This window comes from Paenibacillus sp. NPDC101420, assembly GCF_050277435.1.
Taxonomy (GTDB): Bacteria; Bacillota; Bacilli; order Paenibacillales; family Paenibacillaceae; genus Paenibacillus_AQ.
The window spans coordinates 101227-117786 of sequence record NZ_JBNNSE010000007.1 but is presented as its reverse complement, the minus strand read 5'-3'; the positions used below and the strand labels follow the sequence as shown (position 1 = coordinate 117786).

The following is a 16560-nucleotide window of genomic DNA, read 5'->3' as shown; positions in this document are numbered from 1 at the left end:
ATCTAATTCTGATACGATTTCATATACTCGCGTCCGTCTGCCTTACTTTGAATAGGGTTCCAAACCTGAGCAAAGAACGGTTCACGCTTCGCACGTTCTTTGTAATTCCAGCTTTCGAGCTCACACTGCGGGCAGAAATGTCCACCTTCTAGCATAAGCTTGGGGCTAGCCGTAAAGGTATGGTCGAACGCACATTTGAAATCAAGTTTGCCTGCCCAATTCCCCGTTTCCATATCTGTTGAAAGACATTCACCACCACGAAATTTCGCAGCACCCTTGATATCTTCAAGATTTAATTGCGATGTTGGCTTATTCTCATCATACCCGTGGTCAAGTTTGATGACTTTATCCCAATCCGCGAATTTCTTCATTTCAGACACCTTTGCAGGAATCGCCTCCCAGTTGTTCTTGCTGCCCCAATAAGCGTCTATTTTCTCAATGTCATTTTCCTCGATAAAACGTATCGTTCCTCGCTCTTTTACTGCTTGCTTTTTCATCGTCCGCTTAATCATCGCGCCCATCAATTTTTGACCTCCGGGCAATTTAGTGATGACTTTCGCAACAGGCACAAGTGCGCCTAGATTATCGAGGTAGCTTTGATAGAAATAATCTATTGAATCTCGGCGAAAGTGAAAATAGTCCTCCAGCTTATCAGAGTCCAGATAATATTGTCCGTGAAAATTCCGTGTTGCATACCATTTAGGATCTATCACATAATCAAGATTTGTTAAACCTAACTTACCATAAAGCACCTGATACATCTCAAGCGTGCTGACTCGACAGCTCTCGCCCCCGCCAATGTTGTAAATATGTTGCCAAAATCCTTCATTTAGTTCTCCGTCTATATCCGAGATGCAGAGGTTTCGCATTAAACGTCCTGAATCCCGATCTGATACGTATTCAAGCACATTTTCTAGACAGTTATGGAACATAATAGGGTCTTCTATCTTGCTCATCGCTGGCCCCATAATACCTGTTTGGCGGAGGCTCACCCAATAGCTTAGTCCTGATTCAATTACCATACGCTCGGCGGCAATTTTCGAAACGGCATAGTAGTCATAAACACTTGGTTTGAGAGGGTCGCCCACACGTCCCCAATGGATTGGCGGCATACGGTCACCCGTTTCCGCAATTGTACCGATATTTACGAAACGCGTTACATGGGCACGACCACTTTTCTTGATGGACTCGACGATGTTCTTCGCTGAACCATAATTAATCTGCATCGTTCGTTCGGGAAACTCATCTGCAGCAGGAGATACAAAGGCTGCTATATGGAGCACAATGTCGGCATCTTTCACACATTCATAGACAAGGTCGCAGTCTAGTAGATCGCCATAGACTACTTTAACGCCACTTACTCTCTCATATTCTTTCAGCTTTTGGCGGCTGGTTGAATTGTCTAAATCAAAGAGTAACAGCTCGCATTTCGCTAAATCGTTTCTAAGAAATTTCAATGTTTCGCCACCCATATTGCCCGCTGCACCTGTTATCATGACTCGTTTTTTCTTTACCATATTCTTCACCTGCATTATAAGATTATTGACAAGTCATTCGTCTCCCTTCAGAATACAGACACAGTGTCTATTTCACAACCACCAGTTGATTATCAAACTGATGTAATATAGACAGTCGAAGATATTCTGTCCATTAGTTTTTAAAAATTTTTATAGGGGGTGAATCAACAATGAATCAACGTGAACGGTTAACCAAATTGCTGCTGAAGCAAAGCTTGATTCGTCTGCTCAAAGAAAAAAACATAAGCCAAATCAGCGTAAAAGAATTATGCGCTTCAGCAGGCATCAATCGCTCTACCTTTTATTTGCATTATGCAAATGCATACGATCTGCTTGAACATGTTGAGCAGGAGATTATTGATAACACAAATGCATATCTAGAAAAAATCGAAGCTAATGACAATGGCATCACTTATATATTGACCTTCTTAGACTACATCAAAAAGAATGATGATTTATTTGCCATCATGCTACTCAAATCAAATGAAAACGAGTTGTTTTCAAAACGTTTGCTTAATGAAGTACTGATGAATATTGACACTTTCCTTCAGCTTGACGTTCCCGAAAATATGAAGCGTTTTACTTACGCTTATTTGGTTAATGGAAGCTTAGCAATTATACAGGAATGGATATTAGAAAATTTCATTATATCAAGCGATGAATTGGCTCAACTTATTTTCTCTTTGGCGGATCATTCCTTATTAACGTTTAAGTCATCGGAAACTTGAAGTAATAGTCACCAGATCCAACTAGTAGTTTAAGGCCTTCTGACATTTGTTCCACACTGGATAGACCTATGACTTGTTCTATTGGTGTCCCAGACTCCAAAATACTGTCCTGATTCATCGTTGGAATAATAATCTCAGCTGTTGTATTGGATGGAATCAGCACTTGCATTTCTACTGAAGCTTCGTTCTGTTTTTTCCAAGTTACCTTGATCGTTCCATGGACAGATTCAAGCGAAGCATCAACCCACGTCAAATGTTCCCCGATCTGCGGCTGGATCCGTATTTTTTTATAGCCTGCTTCTAATAGTTCGATGCCACCGGCAGTGCGATAGAGCCAATCTCCAATAGCACCGTAAGCATAATGGTTATAGGAGTTCATATCATCGCTCCAGAACGAACCGTCCTGTTTTATTCCATCCCAATGTTCCCAAATGGTTGTAGCCCCTTGGATTACAGAATATAACCAGGAAGGATACTCTTTCTGCAGTACCAATTGGTAGGCTACATCCGTATAACCAAATCTAGAGAGGACTAGACACAGATAGGGAGTTCCTACAAAGCCGGTCGTTAGGTGCACTCCATTTTCTTCGATATGGTCGGCTAGCATCTTGGCCGTCCGATGACGATCCTTTTCCTCTAATAAGTCAAACATAAGGGCAAGTGTATACGCAGTTTGTGTCGGTGAGGCCACCCGACCATTTGGTGTTACGAACTCTTGGCGGAATGCCAGAACAATCTTCTCATGCAATGCTTCATATTTTAAGGCATCTTCGGGTTTTCCAATGACAGCCGCTGTCTTAGCTAGCAATTCCGTTGAATAAGCATAGAACGCGGTAGCGATCAACTCTTTTGGTGTTGCTCCGACGTAGCTGTTTTCTTTGGCATCCAGACCTAACCAATCTCCGAAGTGAGAACCTGTATTCCATAGATATTCGTCTTCACCTTGCGCCCGAATATACTCGACCCATGCTTTCATACTTGGATATTGCGTTTTCAGCACACGAATGTCCCCATAACATTGATAAAGCGTCCAAGGACAAATCACCGCGGCGTCTCCCCAAGCAGCAGAGCCGTATCCTGCCGCTGGCACATCGGGAATAACATGCGGAACTCTTCCGTCTCCTTCTTGGTCAGCGGCCAAATCCTTTAGCCACTTTTCAAAGAACGGAACGACATTCATGTTGTAGGCAGATGTGCGAATAAAAACTTGAGCATCCCCGGTCCATCCCAATCTTTCGTCTCGTTGTGGGCAATCTGTCGGGATATCTAGAAAATTCCCCTTTTGCCCCCATAAGATGTTGTGCTGAAGCTGATTCAAGAGTTCATCTGAACAGTTGAAGTTTCCCGTTTGCTCCAAGTCCGTATGGATGACGCAGCCGATAAATTGTTCCAATAATTGATCTAGCGGTATGCCAGTCACTTTTACATAACGGAATCCTTGGAAGGATAAATACGGTTCAAACGTTTCTGCCTCCCCGCCATGGCATATATAAGTAACAGTCTGCTTTGCAGATCGTAAATTTCCGATGTAGAAATTCCCCTCGCGGTCCAACACCTCAGCATGTTCTAAAGTAATTATCGTTCCAGCTTCAGCATGAACCGTAAATCTTACCCATCCAACCATATTTTGTCCCATATCCAGCACGTGTTCGCCTTTGGGTGTAGTAATGACTGCGATAGGCTTGATGGTTTCTATAACCCTGGTCGGTTCGTTTTCCTGAGCAACCAATGAAGTCTCTGGACGGTCCTTGAGAATAGTCTTTTGCCACTTTACATCCTCAAAACCGGGAGAAGACCAACCTTCTACCTCGAGCCTCGCATCATACGATTCGCCATGATACAATTCTGACATCAAGAGTGGACCTGTAGAAGTACGCCAGTTGTCATCCGATACAATGATTTGTTCAGAACCATCAGATAATGTGACGTGTAGCTGGATAAGCACAGCACGATCCTCACCAAAGATGTCTTTCTTTCCTTCCCAAGCTAAATATCCTTTATACCACCCGTTTCCCACCATGCAACCAAGAGCGTTATTGCCAGCAGCAATCAAAGTAGTCACGTCATAGGTCTGATATTGAAGCCGTTTATTATAACTGGTCCAGCCAGGGTTAAATAACGTGTTATCTGCTGGTTTACCGTTTATATATAAGCGGTACATCCCAAGAGACGTTGCATACACACGCGCTGATACAACATTAGCAGGGATTGAAAATTCCGTACGAATATAGTCGCAAGGATCAGCCCCATTCTCTTGGTGATTCGGAGGTGCTGCTATCCATTTTGCCTGCCACTCATCTACCGATAACAATGCCGTTTCCCAGTGCGCAGGTTCACTCCATTCTGAAACTATCCCATGATCGTCCCAAGCTCGAACTCTAAAGTAATACCGGGTGCGGGATTGTAAGGCGGAACCTTCGTATTCAATATACACATTGCTATCCGACTCTACCTTTTCAGAATCCCATATGATTTTTGAAAAGAATTTGTGATCATTTGCGACTTGAACTTGATAGGCTGATTGGATAAATCCCCGTATTTCTGTGCTGATCCACCAACTAAGCCGCGGATGTAAATCATCAATCCCCAACGGATTCTTTCTATAGTTCACTTTAAGATTTGTAACTTCAAAATTGGACATTTGTATCAACCTCCTATATTCATCCAGTAACCTGCCGGAACACTTTGAACTGTATTCATAGATCTTTGATCCGGCAGCTATTTCTATTGTATGAGTTGAGAGAATTTAGAATTGGGGGTATTTCAGACATTTTTATAGGTGGATCTAGACATTCATTCATTAGTTTCGTACGATATGTCTAGCCTTAGCAATTTGAAAGGGGCCACGATTATGAGTATCAGACGCAGCACTTTTGTCATGTCTGGAGATAGCTTCTTCGAGCCTGGTGTGCCAATTTATGTGAACAGGGCTTACGAAACGTTCGAATTGAATGCGCATTCCCATGAGTTTATCGAAATTACTTATATCAGTGAAGGAGCAGGCGTTCACTACATTGACGATGAGGCTGTTCCTGTCGAGCACGGTACGTTATTTTTTATCCCCATTGGACGCAGTCATGTATTTCGACCTAAGACCCCGATGAAAGACCGCCCGCTCATCGTTTATAACTGTTTATTTCCAGTAGAGTATTTATCAGAACTTCAGACTACCTTTCCTCACGCTACAGATATTTGTGAATTTTTCACAGACATGCAATTGCTATGGTTCTCTATGAAAGATGTCAATGGCGCATACCATATAATGTTTCGTGAACTGTTTCGTGAATTCTCGGCAAAACCGCCAGGATATCTAGCTGTCCTCGATGCTCTTGTCGTACAAATATTAACAGGCTTGTTTAGACATCGATTGCAGATTGTTGCGCCATCAGGGGATAAGCCGCAATGGATGGCAGTGGATGATGCGATTGCATTTATAAATTACAACTATGCCAATGGGCTTAAACTTAGTGATCTCGCCAGTAAAGCGAACCTTAGCGAACGGCAATTCAGTCGCCTTTTTCAGCATCAGACTGGAATGAGCTTTACAGATTATACGCAAAGTATTCGAATGGATGCTGCATGTCGTATGCTTTCAGGAGGTCATAGAAGTGTAAGTGAAATTGCCGCTGCAGTTGGATATGCTGATCTCAAATTTTTTCACCAAATATTTAAAAAAAAGATAGGAATGAGTCCCCGACAATATAGTAATTCTATTCGAAGTGAACACTAGCTTCTAACATTCAAGATAACAAAAGCTACCTAGCAATTGCTAGGCAGCGTATCCTACTTATCACCGGCAAGTGTAAGCCACTTGCGATTGTGATGCTCCTGAACTTCAACGGGGGTATCAAAGAAATCGCTCAACACATCCGACTGCAAGCAGTTTTCTGTCTCATCCCCTTTGTAGATTTCTCCGTTCTTCACCAGCAAAGTATGTGTAAAGCATGGTGTTATCTCCTCGATATGATGCGTTACATACAGCAAAGTTGGTCCGTTCGGTTGCTTCGTAATCTTCTCAATCATTTGTAACAGCTGTTCTCGGGCAAAAATATCGAGTCCTGTGCAAGGCTCATCAAGGATCAATAGATCTGGATTGGCCATAAGTGCGCGTGCAATGAGGACCTTCTGACGCTGACCTTGCGACAAGGTATCGTATGTACGAGCGGCTAAGGAAGAGCAGTCTAGAAATTCCATCAGCTCCTCGGCTTGCTTTTGATCCTCTTCATTCGTCTTGTCATATAAACCGATAGTTGCGAATTTTCCGCTGAGGACGATGGTCAGCGCAGTCTGATGGCCGTATAGCTTCTGTTGCAGCGAGGTGCTGACCCAACCGATTCGCTTCCGTAACTCTCTAAGATCCACATCGCCAAAGCGGTGGTCTAGCACTTCGACTTGCCCAGTCGTCGGCCATGTATAGCCGTTTACTACGTTCAGCATCGTCGTCTTGCCTGAACCGTTTAGTCCGACGATACACCAGTGTTGCCCTTGTTTCACTTCCCAATTCATATCGCGTAAGATCATTGTTGTATCACGTTGCCATGATACATTTTTGAGTGATATAATCATGCCCAAATTCCTCCTCTACATGAATGTCTATATTGAACTTAAAGCTCAGAAAGTGTTCCATTTAAAATTTTGAGCGTCGATTGTACTGCTTGATCTGAATCCCCATTTTTAATAGATTCATATACTTGTTCATGGTAATCGGATTGAGGATCATGGGAACTATAATTACGGTTTAATTTACTCATTGCATCTGACAAAATATGAGTAAACGTTCTATATAAGTCAATGATTACAGCGTTTTTACTTGCCATTGCTACAGCCATGTGGAATTCTATATCCGATTTGGCATACAGTTCACGATCATTCTGCTTTAGAGCCATATCTCTTGTATCCAAATGTTTTCGCATGTTGAATAAGTCAGTGTCATCATGCCGTAGAGCTGCTAATCTTGCGATTTCTAATTCAATCATTTTTCGAGCTTCAAAGACCTCAATCAATTCTGCACGAAGTAAACGATGGGTAAGTGGTTCTTGAATAATAGGACTGGATTTTAAGTAAGTTCCAAAACCCTGCTTTTTCTCCAATAGACCAGCATGAACTAACACACGGACTGCTTCTCTTATCGTTGATCGCCCTACATTAAATAATTTCATTAATTCAGGTTCTGGAGGTAATTTGTCTCCTGGCAGGATTGTTCCTGTTGAAATTTTTTGTTGTATTTGATTAACAACATCGTCCACTATCTTAGTGGCTTGAACGGGTTGGAACGACCCCTTTTCAAACATCTGATCATCTCCTCTTTTTGCAGAATAACATGATATTCTTTACTTAACAAGTAAGATTTTGAAGTTTATAACGGTCATAATGGGAATAAAAAAGCAGCTAATCATTTTGATTAGCTGCTGACGTAATTTATTTAACTATCCCCTTATTGCATGTTCACTCAATTTTATTGCCCTTTTCCATTACCGCAAAGTAGTTATTTTCACCGTCTGCGAAATTGAATACTCTTCCACCGGGAATTTCTACAATATCTCCAACCGTAACATTTTTGTCCTTCAACTCTCGATTCAATTGATCAAAATTATCCGAAAAGAACATTAAAGAAGGTGTTCCGAGATTCATTTCAGGATTCATTTGGGCAACCAACTCTTTATTATGAAGAACAATACTAGTCGCTGCACCTTTCGGAGCAAGCTCGATAAATCTCATAGGGCCATTTGTTTCGTCTAAAATCACCTCAAATCCTAGCTTTTCTGTCCAGAATTTTTTGGATTCCTCTTGGTTATTTACATATAACATAATTTGTCCAATTTTATTAATCATAAGTTATACTCTCCTTCTTAGTCGGGATAATTTATTGCTTTTACAATATACCTCATGAAGAATATTCACGTCAAGGAATATTAATTCGAACTCCCCTTTTGCAAATATAAGTTGGCTTTGTTTCCGGAGGTTGTCCATATCCCCATATTATTTACTTTCTTTTCCTACATTAAACCGAATTTCAGACCAGCGAAAGAGAACATCGATAATTATTTTTATTTTTATTTTTATATACCTCTACAATATTTCAATATAACCTTCTGTTCCATTCACACGAATTCGTTGCCCGTCTTTTATCAGCTTAGTGGCATTTTCCACTCCGACAACTGCTGGCAAGCCATATTCACGAGCGATAACGGCTCCATGGGTCATCAGTCCGCCAACTTCGGTGACCAGGCCTTTAATAGATACAAACAATGATGTCCAGCCAGGGTCAGTAAAGGCGGTGACTAATATATCGCCATCTTCCAGATCTGCCTCTTCCATGTTTAAGATGACACGAGCTCGTCCCTCTATTACTCCGGTAGAAACAGGGAGACCTATAATCGCGTTGTCTGGCAGATTTTCTCGTTTGTATTCACCTGTAATAATTTCACCATCAGATGTGATTACACGTGGCGGAGTAAGTTTTTCAAAAAAATTGTAATCGTCTTTTCTTTTACTGATGATCTGATCATCCAGTTTATTTGTGCGTACGACTTCGTGAAGTTCTTCAAAAGTGAGATAGAATATATCTTCTTTTTCATGAATAACGCTAGCTTGTACAAGTTGTTCGGCTTCTTTCAGTAAAGCCTGCTTATAAATGAAGTAGCGGTTAATCATTCCGTATTTTGGATATTCACGGTAACCGATATAATTCCGGATAAAACTGATTACTCGTTTTGTCTCTTCAGCTTTTAGTTCTCCATCCGGTAATTGCTTCAATCGATCTAATAACTCTTGTTCTTTTTCTAAAGCCTCCTGTCGGCCTTGCTCAAATTTCCGATTGCCAGCATTAGGCTCAAAGTTTTTGATATTACTGAGAATCATGGGGACAAGTGTAATCGGCTTTTCACTCCAACGAGTTCTCGAAATATCGATTTCACCGGCACATCGCATTCCGAATTTGTTGAGATAAGCATAGATTGCGTCTTGAGTTGCTTGTCCACCATCAAACTTAACCAGTTTATCCAAAAAACCATCATCTTTTACATGTTGTAAATAATCAACTATTTCCGGGTAAGGACGAATCACATCTGCAACATCCAAAAGCGCCAGACCCATTTCTGAGGTAATGTTGTTTGGTACAGATTGAGAAAGCATATCTGCTGCGTTTTTTTCACCTAACCACTCGTACATTTTTTCATTAATCCATGACGAAGCGTTCATAGCAGTCATAAAAACCTTTGTACTTTGTGGGTCAGATAAGAACTTCTTTAATTCCTGGAGATCTTCAAGAATAAAATCAAATAGATCTGCTCCTGATTTCGTTCGGATGTTTTGTCTTAATTCTTCTATCGACGTTTGACTGTTCTTAATCAAATCAGAAACGATTGCCGGATCATTTTCGATTAATGCTTGAAAACCTTCTGACGAACTATCTTTACTGCTATTAACGGGACTCTGTTCTTTTCTATCATCTGGTAACGATTTTATATATTCTCGTTCTATTAGGGTCATAAATGCGTCTTTTATGAGCGGATCGGATTTCCCAAGGGTATTTATGAAATTTTCTCTGCTGACAGGTGAAGCCAGCATATGTGTAACATCAACAAACAACCTTCCACCGGCCTTACGCATGGGTGCAGGAGTGATTAATAGGTAAAAAGACAATCCTAATGGTTTCATGGGATCCGTCATCATTTGTTGATGACCGACAGATACGTAAACGTGATTTTCTTGATCATTTACTTCAGGGATCGGGTATAAAGTAGTGATTGGCCGGCTTTGAACAATATAAAAAGTATCATGATCCAAACACCATTCGATATCTTGTGGACAACCAAAATAAGCTTCAATCTCTCTACCTAAACGTGCCAGTTGTAAAATTTGTTGTTCGGAAAGGGTTTGAGTCTTTTGCTGATCGAGATCGATTTTCAGGGTCTCTGTTCCACCTTCTTTTAATCCATAGATAGCCAATTTTTTGGTTGCTATCATCATATCGACGATTTCCTCTTCCTGTACTTTATAACAATCGGCAGATACCAAGCCAGAGACCAGAGCTTCGCCAAGCCCAAAACTGGCATTAATAGATAGCAGCTTTCGATTAGAAGTCATCGGATCCGCTGTGAATAAAATCCCTGAAGCCTGAGGGAAAACCATCTTTTGCACGATAACAGATAAATATATCTGTCTGTGGTTAAATCCATTTTGCATGCGGTAGATTACCGCGCGATCCGTAAATAGAGATGCCCAACATTTGCTGATATGCTGCATGATTGCTTCTCTTCCGATGATATTTAAATAGGTGTCCTGTTGACCGGCAAATGAGGCATGTGGTAAATCTTCAGCAGTTGCACTAGAGCGTACTGCATAAGCCTGTTCTTCACCAAGTTGGGAGAGATAGTGAGTAACTGCTGTCACAACATCGGAAGGAATTTCTACTTCCATGAGGAGTTGTCGAAGCTTCTTACTGATTTCACCAATTTGCTCTCGATCGTCTACGTTTAATATGGATAGTTGATCCAATAAAATATGATACTTTTCGTTCTTTTCGATGGCTTTTTGGTAGCCCACTGTTGTAACACAAGATCCTCCTGGTACTTTTATTCCTTCGATAGTTGATAATCGCCCTAAATTCAACCCTTTTCCGCCCACGAGCAAAAGCTGTGTGGTTTCTATTTCCTGAAAACCAAGAACCAATGAACTCATACAATATCTCTCCTAACCATTAAAATGAGAAAAAAATTTGACAAGATTTTGGCTGCATGGTATATTAATAATATAAGATGCATTAACTATACCTTTATATTTTTTATAGTCGTAATCCGATTATATCATCGTGTCTTTTTATATGCAATATAAAAGAACCTGAAAGCTATTCAGGTTCTTTTTTGTGTTTCCCGCTATTATTTGTTATTCAAAAACCATGGTTTGAACCGAACTACAACCCATAGACTTCAAACTCATAAATTCGTGCTGCTGTATCGGCTCCTTGGGTGGGCTTAAGAGTTATTAATTTTACATAGCGAGCTTTCACCAAAGCAATCGCGTCTGTCGACTCAGCTGCCGAGTTTCCTTGCACGTTTACAACATCCGTCCAGTTCGTTCCGTCGTTACTCACCTGAATGGTATAATCGCTTGTATTAAACCCGGACCATTCTCCTCCACTCTGAGCATGCTTGATGATAAAAGTGCTGATTTGATGCTCGGCTCCTAGATCGACTTGTAGCCAATGAGGCAGATTTCCAAGTGCACACCATTTGCTATTATCCGTCACTTTACCGTCAACTGCGTTTGGTGCGCCTTCTTTGTCTCCACATGCATGATCGGCTGTTGCAGGTTTTCCAAGTGCTAAATTCTTCACCGCACCAGCTTCCTTACTCACTGTAATGAGCGCCTTTTTCATAATTGTGTCTTGGCCCGAACTGTTGGTTGCAGTTAGTGATACCTTATATATGCCCTCCTGATTGAACGTTACAACCGGGTTTTTCGATGTGCTGACAGCTGGGCTACCGCTTTCGAAGCTCCATGACCATTCTTCTGTCACTTCGGTCGACAGGTCGGTGAAGTTTACGCTCTCACCTGGAGCTACCAAGGTCCGATCTGCCTTGAACTCTGCAATCGGCTTCGGATAAGCTGGCCAGCTGATCTTCGCGCTGGAGGCCTGACCTTGCTCGTATCTTCCATTGATTGCAACGACCTTTAATGCTGTTAGTGTTTCTTTGTCTATTCTTCTCATCTCAGGAACGTAAAACACATGATTTGGCGTTGCGCCCAATAAAACCTCACTACCATCTGGAAGTACTCGATAGATTTCGTATTGCTTCACCTGCTGATCAAGTGCTTTCCACTCCAATCTAGCATCTCCATAAATTCCATCGCGGAAATCGGATTGAGTAACCTTCAGATCGCGAACCGCCGGCAGCGTTTTGATCGGGTCGTTGGCATTTTGGATGGAGAGCTGGCCAATTTGAATACTATAATTACTAATCGTATCCTTGGAATCAAAATAAAGTGATACTGCTACGATTCGTTTCCCTTTGTATGGGGTCAAATTCAAAGTTTCGGTAGTCCAGCCTGGTGCTGTCTTATCATTCACATTAAGAAAGATAAATTGGTCTGGTTGGTCTGCAAAAGCAAGACCTACCTTCAAGCTAGGCTTGTTCAGCGTTTTATAAGTAACCGATAGCTTTGTGCTTGCTTCGATTTTAAGGTCTGTCTTGTAGAGCTTCAGATGCGTTGCATTGTTATGGCTCAGATCACCTGAAACCTTCAGCGAACTGCCACCGTAATACGCATCGGACCAATCGAGCTCTGGAGTAAGTGAAGTTCCTTTGCTGTCTGCGATCCAGCGCCATGTTGGCAGGATATCCTGCAGGCTCCGGTTATTCCATCCCTTATCTCGTACCTGCTGCCCTCGGACATAATATTTCTGCCCGCTTCCTGTATTGAAATTGGTGATGAAAGGTAGCTTATTTACAGGGGATGATTCTGCCACATTGTTCGCGATTCCTTTCCAGGCCTGATCGCTCACGGTGTTACCCGGATTCCCGTTTGGCCCCACCCAGAATTTGTTCTCGCGTGCGAAGAAATCCTCCATGCTTTCTGCGCTGTTGAAAGACCAGTCTGGACGGTAGATACCAAGGGAAGTGACGGCAGGTTGACCATCCGGAAACAGCAGATTCCAGTTCACATTCGTATCGTAGCCCTTGGCTTCAACATCTATCCCTGCATACAGGTCATACGGACTTCTATCTAAACTTTTGGCCTTCTCTGCCGAGCTTTTAAGATCTTTCCACCAGAAGTTCAGGAACATATTGTCTGTTATTTTCTTATTATTGTCTTGCAGGAACATTGCATTCTTGTCATTTAGCGCATTTTGCCAACTGATACTGCCCTCCTTGGTCATGGAGTCGTACCATACGATTTGCATAGATGCAGATTTGTGCGATTCTAGATAACTTAGGAAAGCTTTCATTTTCTGGGCATCAGCTGGTGTTCCACCCTCAGTCTCCTGGTTAATAAACCAACCGTCAAATCCGTAATACTTCGCAACCTGGATCAGCTTATCTGCGGCAGGAAAGGAACCGTCGCTGTTCTGCTGAAGCATTTGCTTCACCCATTCAAATTTCCCTCCATAAACAGTTGGCGGGAAGAACACCGTTCCGACGATCGGTACCCCATTTTTATGTGCTGCGTCGATCGTATCAGCGCTTGGTGGTACGATAATTCCTTCACCGGCAGATCCGCCCCAATAGACCAGCTTGTCAACATATTGCCAATAAGAAAACGTATTAGCTCCAAATTTGTCTGATCCCTGTGATGGCACACCACTTGTTCCCGAGTTCAGTGCTGATAAAGCCATAACTTTTGGCGCTTTTGTCGCATGAGCATTGACTCCATCTGTCACAAAGCGGTCTTGCAGCGGAATTGTACTTCGGTTGAATACCGCATCCGGGTCGGATGCAGGACTCCACTGAAGCAATTGCTCTGGAAACCAGTAGGATGAATAAGGCTGTTTAGCGAACGCAGTAGTGGATAATGCTACGCACATCACAAATAAGAATATAAAACCTGCACCAATCTTTTTCATGCCGTACTCCTCCAATCGATTATTTTATGATTGCGCTTACATTTTATCAAGTTGGACAAAGCTCTAGATAGTGGATTAATGACAAGTCCAGGTGCAAATATTACAGATTGTAAGTCTGAAGCTAGTATCAGACAGCACTCCATAAATAAAAGAGCCCTCATTTAAACAAATGGGGGCTCTCAATCTTTTTATGTCATTTAGAATCAATACTGGACTTGTTTGGGATTTCAAGTTATGTATCCTGACGTTAAGGATTCAGATTTAAAAGAAATTGCCGTGTGTTCTGATAAGCATCGTCCCATCCCATTTTAGCATAGAAGCGTAGTCCGTCGAGCCCCTTGAAATAATAAGCTCCCATTAGCCGCTCTTTAAAATAAGGTATCTTTATGCTGGCTTTCTCTTGATTGATTTGATATGTCTTAATGACATCACTCCACGGCATATGCCGATCGAGAATCGCAAGGTCTATGAGAGAATCACCGTACATGCAATTCCCATCGATGATGCCGGTAATTCGTGTTCCATCGGACAAAATATTCCACTGTTGAAAATCTCCGTGTATAAAGCTTCTGTACGATTCATTATAGGGTACGTAGTCCATCAACCGACCGTATATTTCTTCATATACATCTCTCTCCAAGCAAGAAGTACGGAAGAGATCATGCCAGTTCTCCCAGAACGTTCCGCTTTGATCCTCTGCATTTACGGCAACGACGAAGTCTTTCCATGATACATAGGATCCGTTGCCGTCAGCAGCGATCCACCCATAGCCGTTAGTTGACCCAATATCTGCTTCAGCCATTTTTTTCAAAATACTAATAATCTCAGGCAACTGATGAGTTTGTTCCTCTGCTGTGAAATCGGATAGATTCCGTCCTTCCATTCGTTCCATGATTATATAGGTTAACTGGTTAATTCTCCCTAACGCCAAACATTTGGGGAAAGGGATGTTTTGACCTGAGAGCAAATTGGATACATAGTGTTCCGTTTCATATGCTCCTTCCAGATCACTGAATTTCACAACATACCCCTTCCCTTCGTGGTTGAATGAAAACACATTACTTATGTTGCCGCCAGAAAGCGGTTTAATCTCAGTTGAACCAGGCCCAAGATGATTTTCTAATACTTTTTCAATTTCACTTATGGCCAATTTCGGTTTCTCATACATCACCATTGCTTCAACTCCTATAAATCGAATAGTCTCAGATCTGTATCCTTTGAGGACTACTTCAAAATTTTCTTAGCCTTTCGTTTCCTAATACGATCAATTTACGTACAGCTTACCAGATAGTATTGATAAACTGGATAGTAAAAACAATTATAATTGAATTATCCGCAACTGAGCATTATTGAACAGAGGGGACATTTTTAGGGGACCAACTAGTTAAGTATTAGACTTAATTATATTTCTGGAAAATCATCCTATGGGTGTTCCATTAGGCAGTTTCATATCTGGCTTCAATAGAATTACGTCACCCTTTTCAGGTACACCTCCAAGGACTAATACCTCTGAATTAAAGCCTGCAATTCGTCGAGGAGGAAAATTGACTACCGCAATTACTTGTTCTCCCATGATATCTTCAGCCACATATCTTCTAGTAATTTGTGCACTAGATTTCTTTATTCCGATCTCATCTCCAAAATCAATCTCAAGCTTGATCGCAGGAACTTTTGCTTCGGCGAAGAATTCAGATTTAATTATTGTTCCAACACGAATATCCAATTTCAAAAAATCATCAATAATAGCCATATAGCATTCTCCCTTTAAATGATATTTTCTTAATTTATTTGCTTATCTACTTTGATTCTGATATTTAACAGTAGTGTAATTGAAGGCTTTTACCCAGAAATACATCCCCATGCCGAGTAGAGTCATCATCCCTCCTATAAATTGAAAGCTAGTGATTGTTTCTCCCAAGAATAGATAAGCTAGTATTATGGCGAGAACAGGCTCACCAATAATCCCTACAGAAATAGTAGTTGCACCTAAAGATTTCAATAACATATTAATAATAGATTGTCCCAAAATAGTTGGGATTAATGCGAGTAAAAAGAAATAGATCCAGTCCGAAGAGTTATAATCTATCAAAGAGAAATGGTTTGACAAATTGTAGATTAACAAGACGCTTCCGCCAAGGAAAAAAACAATAACACTGTATAAACTTGCTCCTATTTTATGACTTACTTTTTGTCCTGCCAGCATATACGCTGATACAAAAACGGTTCCTAATAATGATAAGCCATCCCCTATTAACGCCACTTTAGAAACTCCAAAGTCTCCCCAAGCGATAACTATTGAACCCAGAAGTGCAATCACTAAACAAAGAATGTTTACCACATTTACCTGTTCTCTGAAGATGAAGTATGAACCAATCATTACAAATAAAGGCTGCAATGATAATATCACCATAGAGCTTGCAACTGAAGTATAAACTAAAGACTCCATCCAAAATAAGAAGTGTAATCCAAGAAAGAGACCCGCTAAGAAAACAATACTCCAGTCTTTTTTACTCATCTCCAGACAGCGAAGCTTTTTCCATGATACAAAAGGAAGCAATAAAATTACAGAAGCAAACAATCTATACATGCCGGCTACAGAGGTGGGAGTATTTGAAAATTTTATCATGATGGAAGAGATCGAAATAGATAAAATACTAATAAAAAGCAAAATGTACGGATATGACGGTTTATTTGATTTCACATATAATCCTCCAAAATGTTCTATCTACTTCCTGTGCACAGAGTGATA

Annotated in this window: 12 protein-coding genes; 2 read left to right on the top strand and 10 right to left on the bottom strand. The window is 41.2% G+C overall.

Annotation, left to right across the window (positions count from 1 at the left end):
• Positions 1–2: 2 nt before the first annotated feature.
• Positions 3–1517, bottom strand: a complete 1515-nt coding sequence (locus ACQKMP_RS24990; protein WP_427471607.1) for an NAD-dependent epimerase/dehydratase family protein — start codon at positions 1515–1517, stop codon at positions 3–5.
• Between the two features lie 170 nt (positions 1518–1687).
• Between ACQKMP_RS24990 and ACQKMP_RS24985 the strand changes: the two genes are divergently transcribed.
• Positions 1688–2245: a TetR/AcrR family transcriptional regulator gene (locus ACQKMP_RS24985; protein WP_076283751.1), complete on the top strand. Its 558-nt coding sequence runs from the start codon at positions 1688–1690 to the stop codon at positions 2243–2245.
• Here the strand turns inward: ACQKMP_RS24985 and ACQKMP_RS24980 are convergent.
• Positions 2226–4886, bottom strand: coding sequence for a family 78 glycoside hydrolase catalytic domain (locus ACQKMP_RS24980; RefSeq protein WP_427471605.1), 2661 nt, complete (start codon positions 4884–4886; stop codon positions 2226–2228). The two genes, ACQKMP_RS24985 and ACQKMP_RS24980, sit on opposite strands and share 20 nt — an antisense overlap.
• A gap of 210 nt (positions 4887–5096) precedes the next feature.
• Here ACQKMP_RS24980 and ACQKMP_RS24975 point away from each other — a divergent pair, with 210 nt between their 5' ends.
• Entirely contained in the window at positions 5097–5975 is an 879-nt protein-coding gene (locus tag ACQKMP_RS24975; protein ID WP_427471603.1) for a helix-turn-helix domain-containing protein, read from the top strand.
• A 53-nt stretch (positions 5976–6028) separates the two neighbouring features.
• On the opposite strand, the gene ACQKMP_RS24970 is transcribed toward ACQKMP_RS24975, so the two are convergent.
• From ACQKMP_RS24970 to ACQKMP_RS24935, 8 genes are all read right to left on the bottom strand, one after another.
• Positions 6029–6811 (bottom strand): ABC transporter ATP-binding protein, encoded by a 783-nt coding sequence (locus ACQKMP_RS24970; RefSeq protein WP_427471602.1) that lies wholly within the window; start codon positions 6809–6811, stop codon positions 6029–6031.
• A gap of 38 nt (positions 6812–6849) precedes the next feature.
• Positions 6850–7536, bottom strand: coding sequence for a FadR/GntR family transcriptional regulator (locus ACQKMP_RS24965; protein WP_340969583.1), 687 nt, complete (start codon positions 7534–7536; stop codon positions 6850–6852).
• A gap of 154 nt (positions 7537–7690) precedes the next feature.
• Complete coding sequence (locus tag ACQKMP_RS24960; RefSeq protein WP_427471600.1) at positions 7691–8077, bottom strand: VOC family protein; 387 nt, start codon at positions 8075–8077, stop codon at positions 7691–7693.
• 237 nt (positions 8078–8314) lie between these two features.
• Positions 8315–10927 carry a phosphoenolpyruvate synthase gene (gene ppsA, locus ACQKMP_RS24955; protein WP_427471598.1) on the bottom strand — a complete coding sequence of 871 codons (2613 nt, stop codon included), beginning with the start codon at positions 10925–10927 and terminating at the stop codon, positions 8315–8317.
• Positions 10928–11159: 232 nt separating this feature from the next.
• Complete coding sequence (locus ACQKMP_RS24950; RefSeq protein ID WP_427471596.1) at positions 11160–13811, bottom strand: endo-beta-N-acetylglucosaminidase; 2652 nt, start codon at positions 13809–13811, stop codon at positions 11160–11162.
• Positions 13812–14058: 247 nt separating this feature from the next.
• On the bottom strand, positions 14059–14985 hold the full coding sequence (locus ACQKMP_RS24945; RefSeq protein WP_427471595.1) for an aminoglycoside phosphotransferase family protein: 927 nt from the start codon (positions 14983–14985) through the stop codon (positions 14059–14061).
• A 243-nt stretch (positions 14986–15228) separates the two neighbouring features.
• Positions 15229–15561: a chaperone CsaA gene (gene csaA, locus ACQKMP_RS24940; protein WP_076283759.1), complete on the bottom strand. Its 333-nt coding sequence runs from the start codon at positions 15559–15561 to the stop codon at positions 15229–15231.
• Between the two features lie 42 nt (positions 15562–15603).
• Positions 15604–16512: a DMT family transporter gene (locus ACQKMP_RS24935; protein ID WP_379424238.1), complete on the bottom strand. Its 909-nt coding sequence runs from the start codon at positions 16510–16512 to the stop codon at positions 15604–15606.
• Positions 16513–16560: the final 48 nt, after the last annotated feature.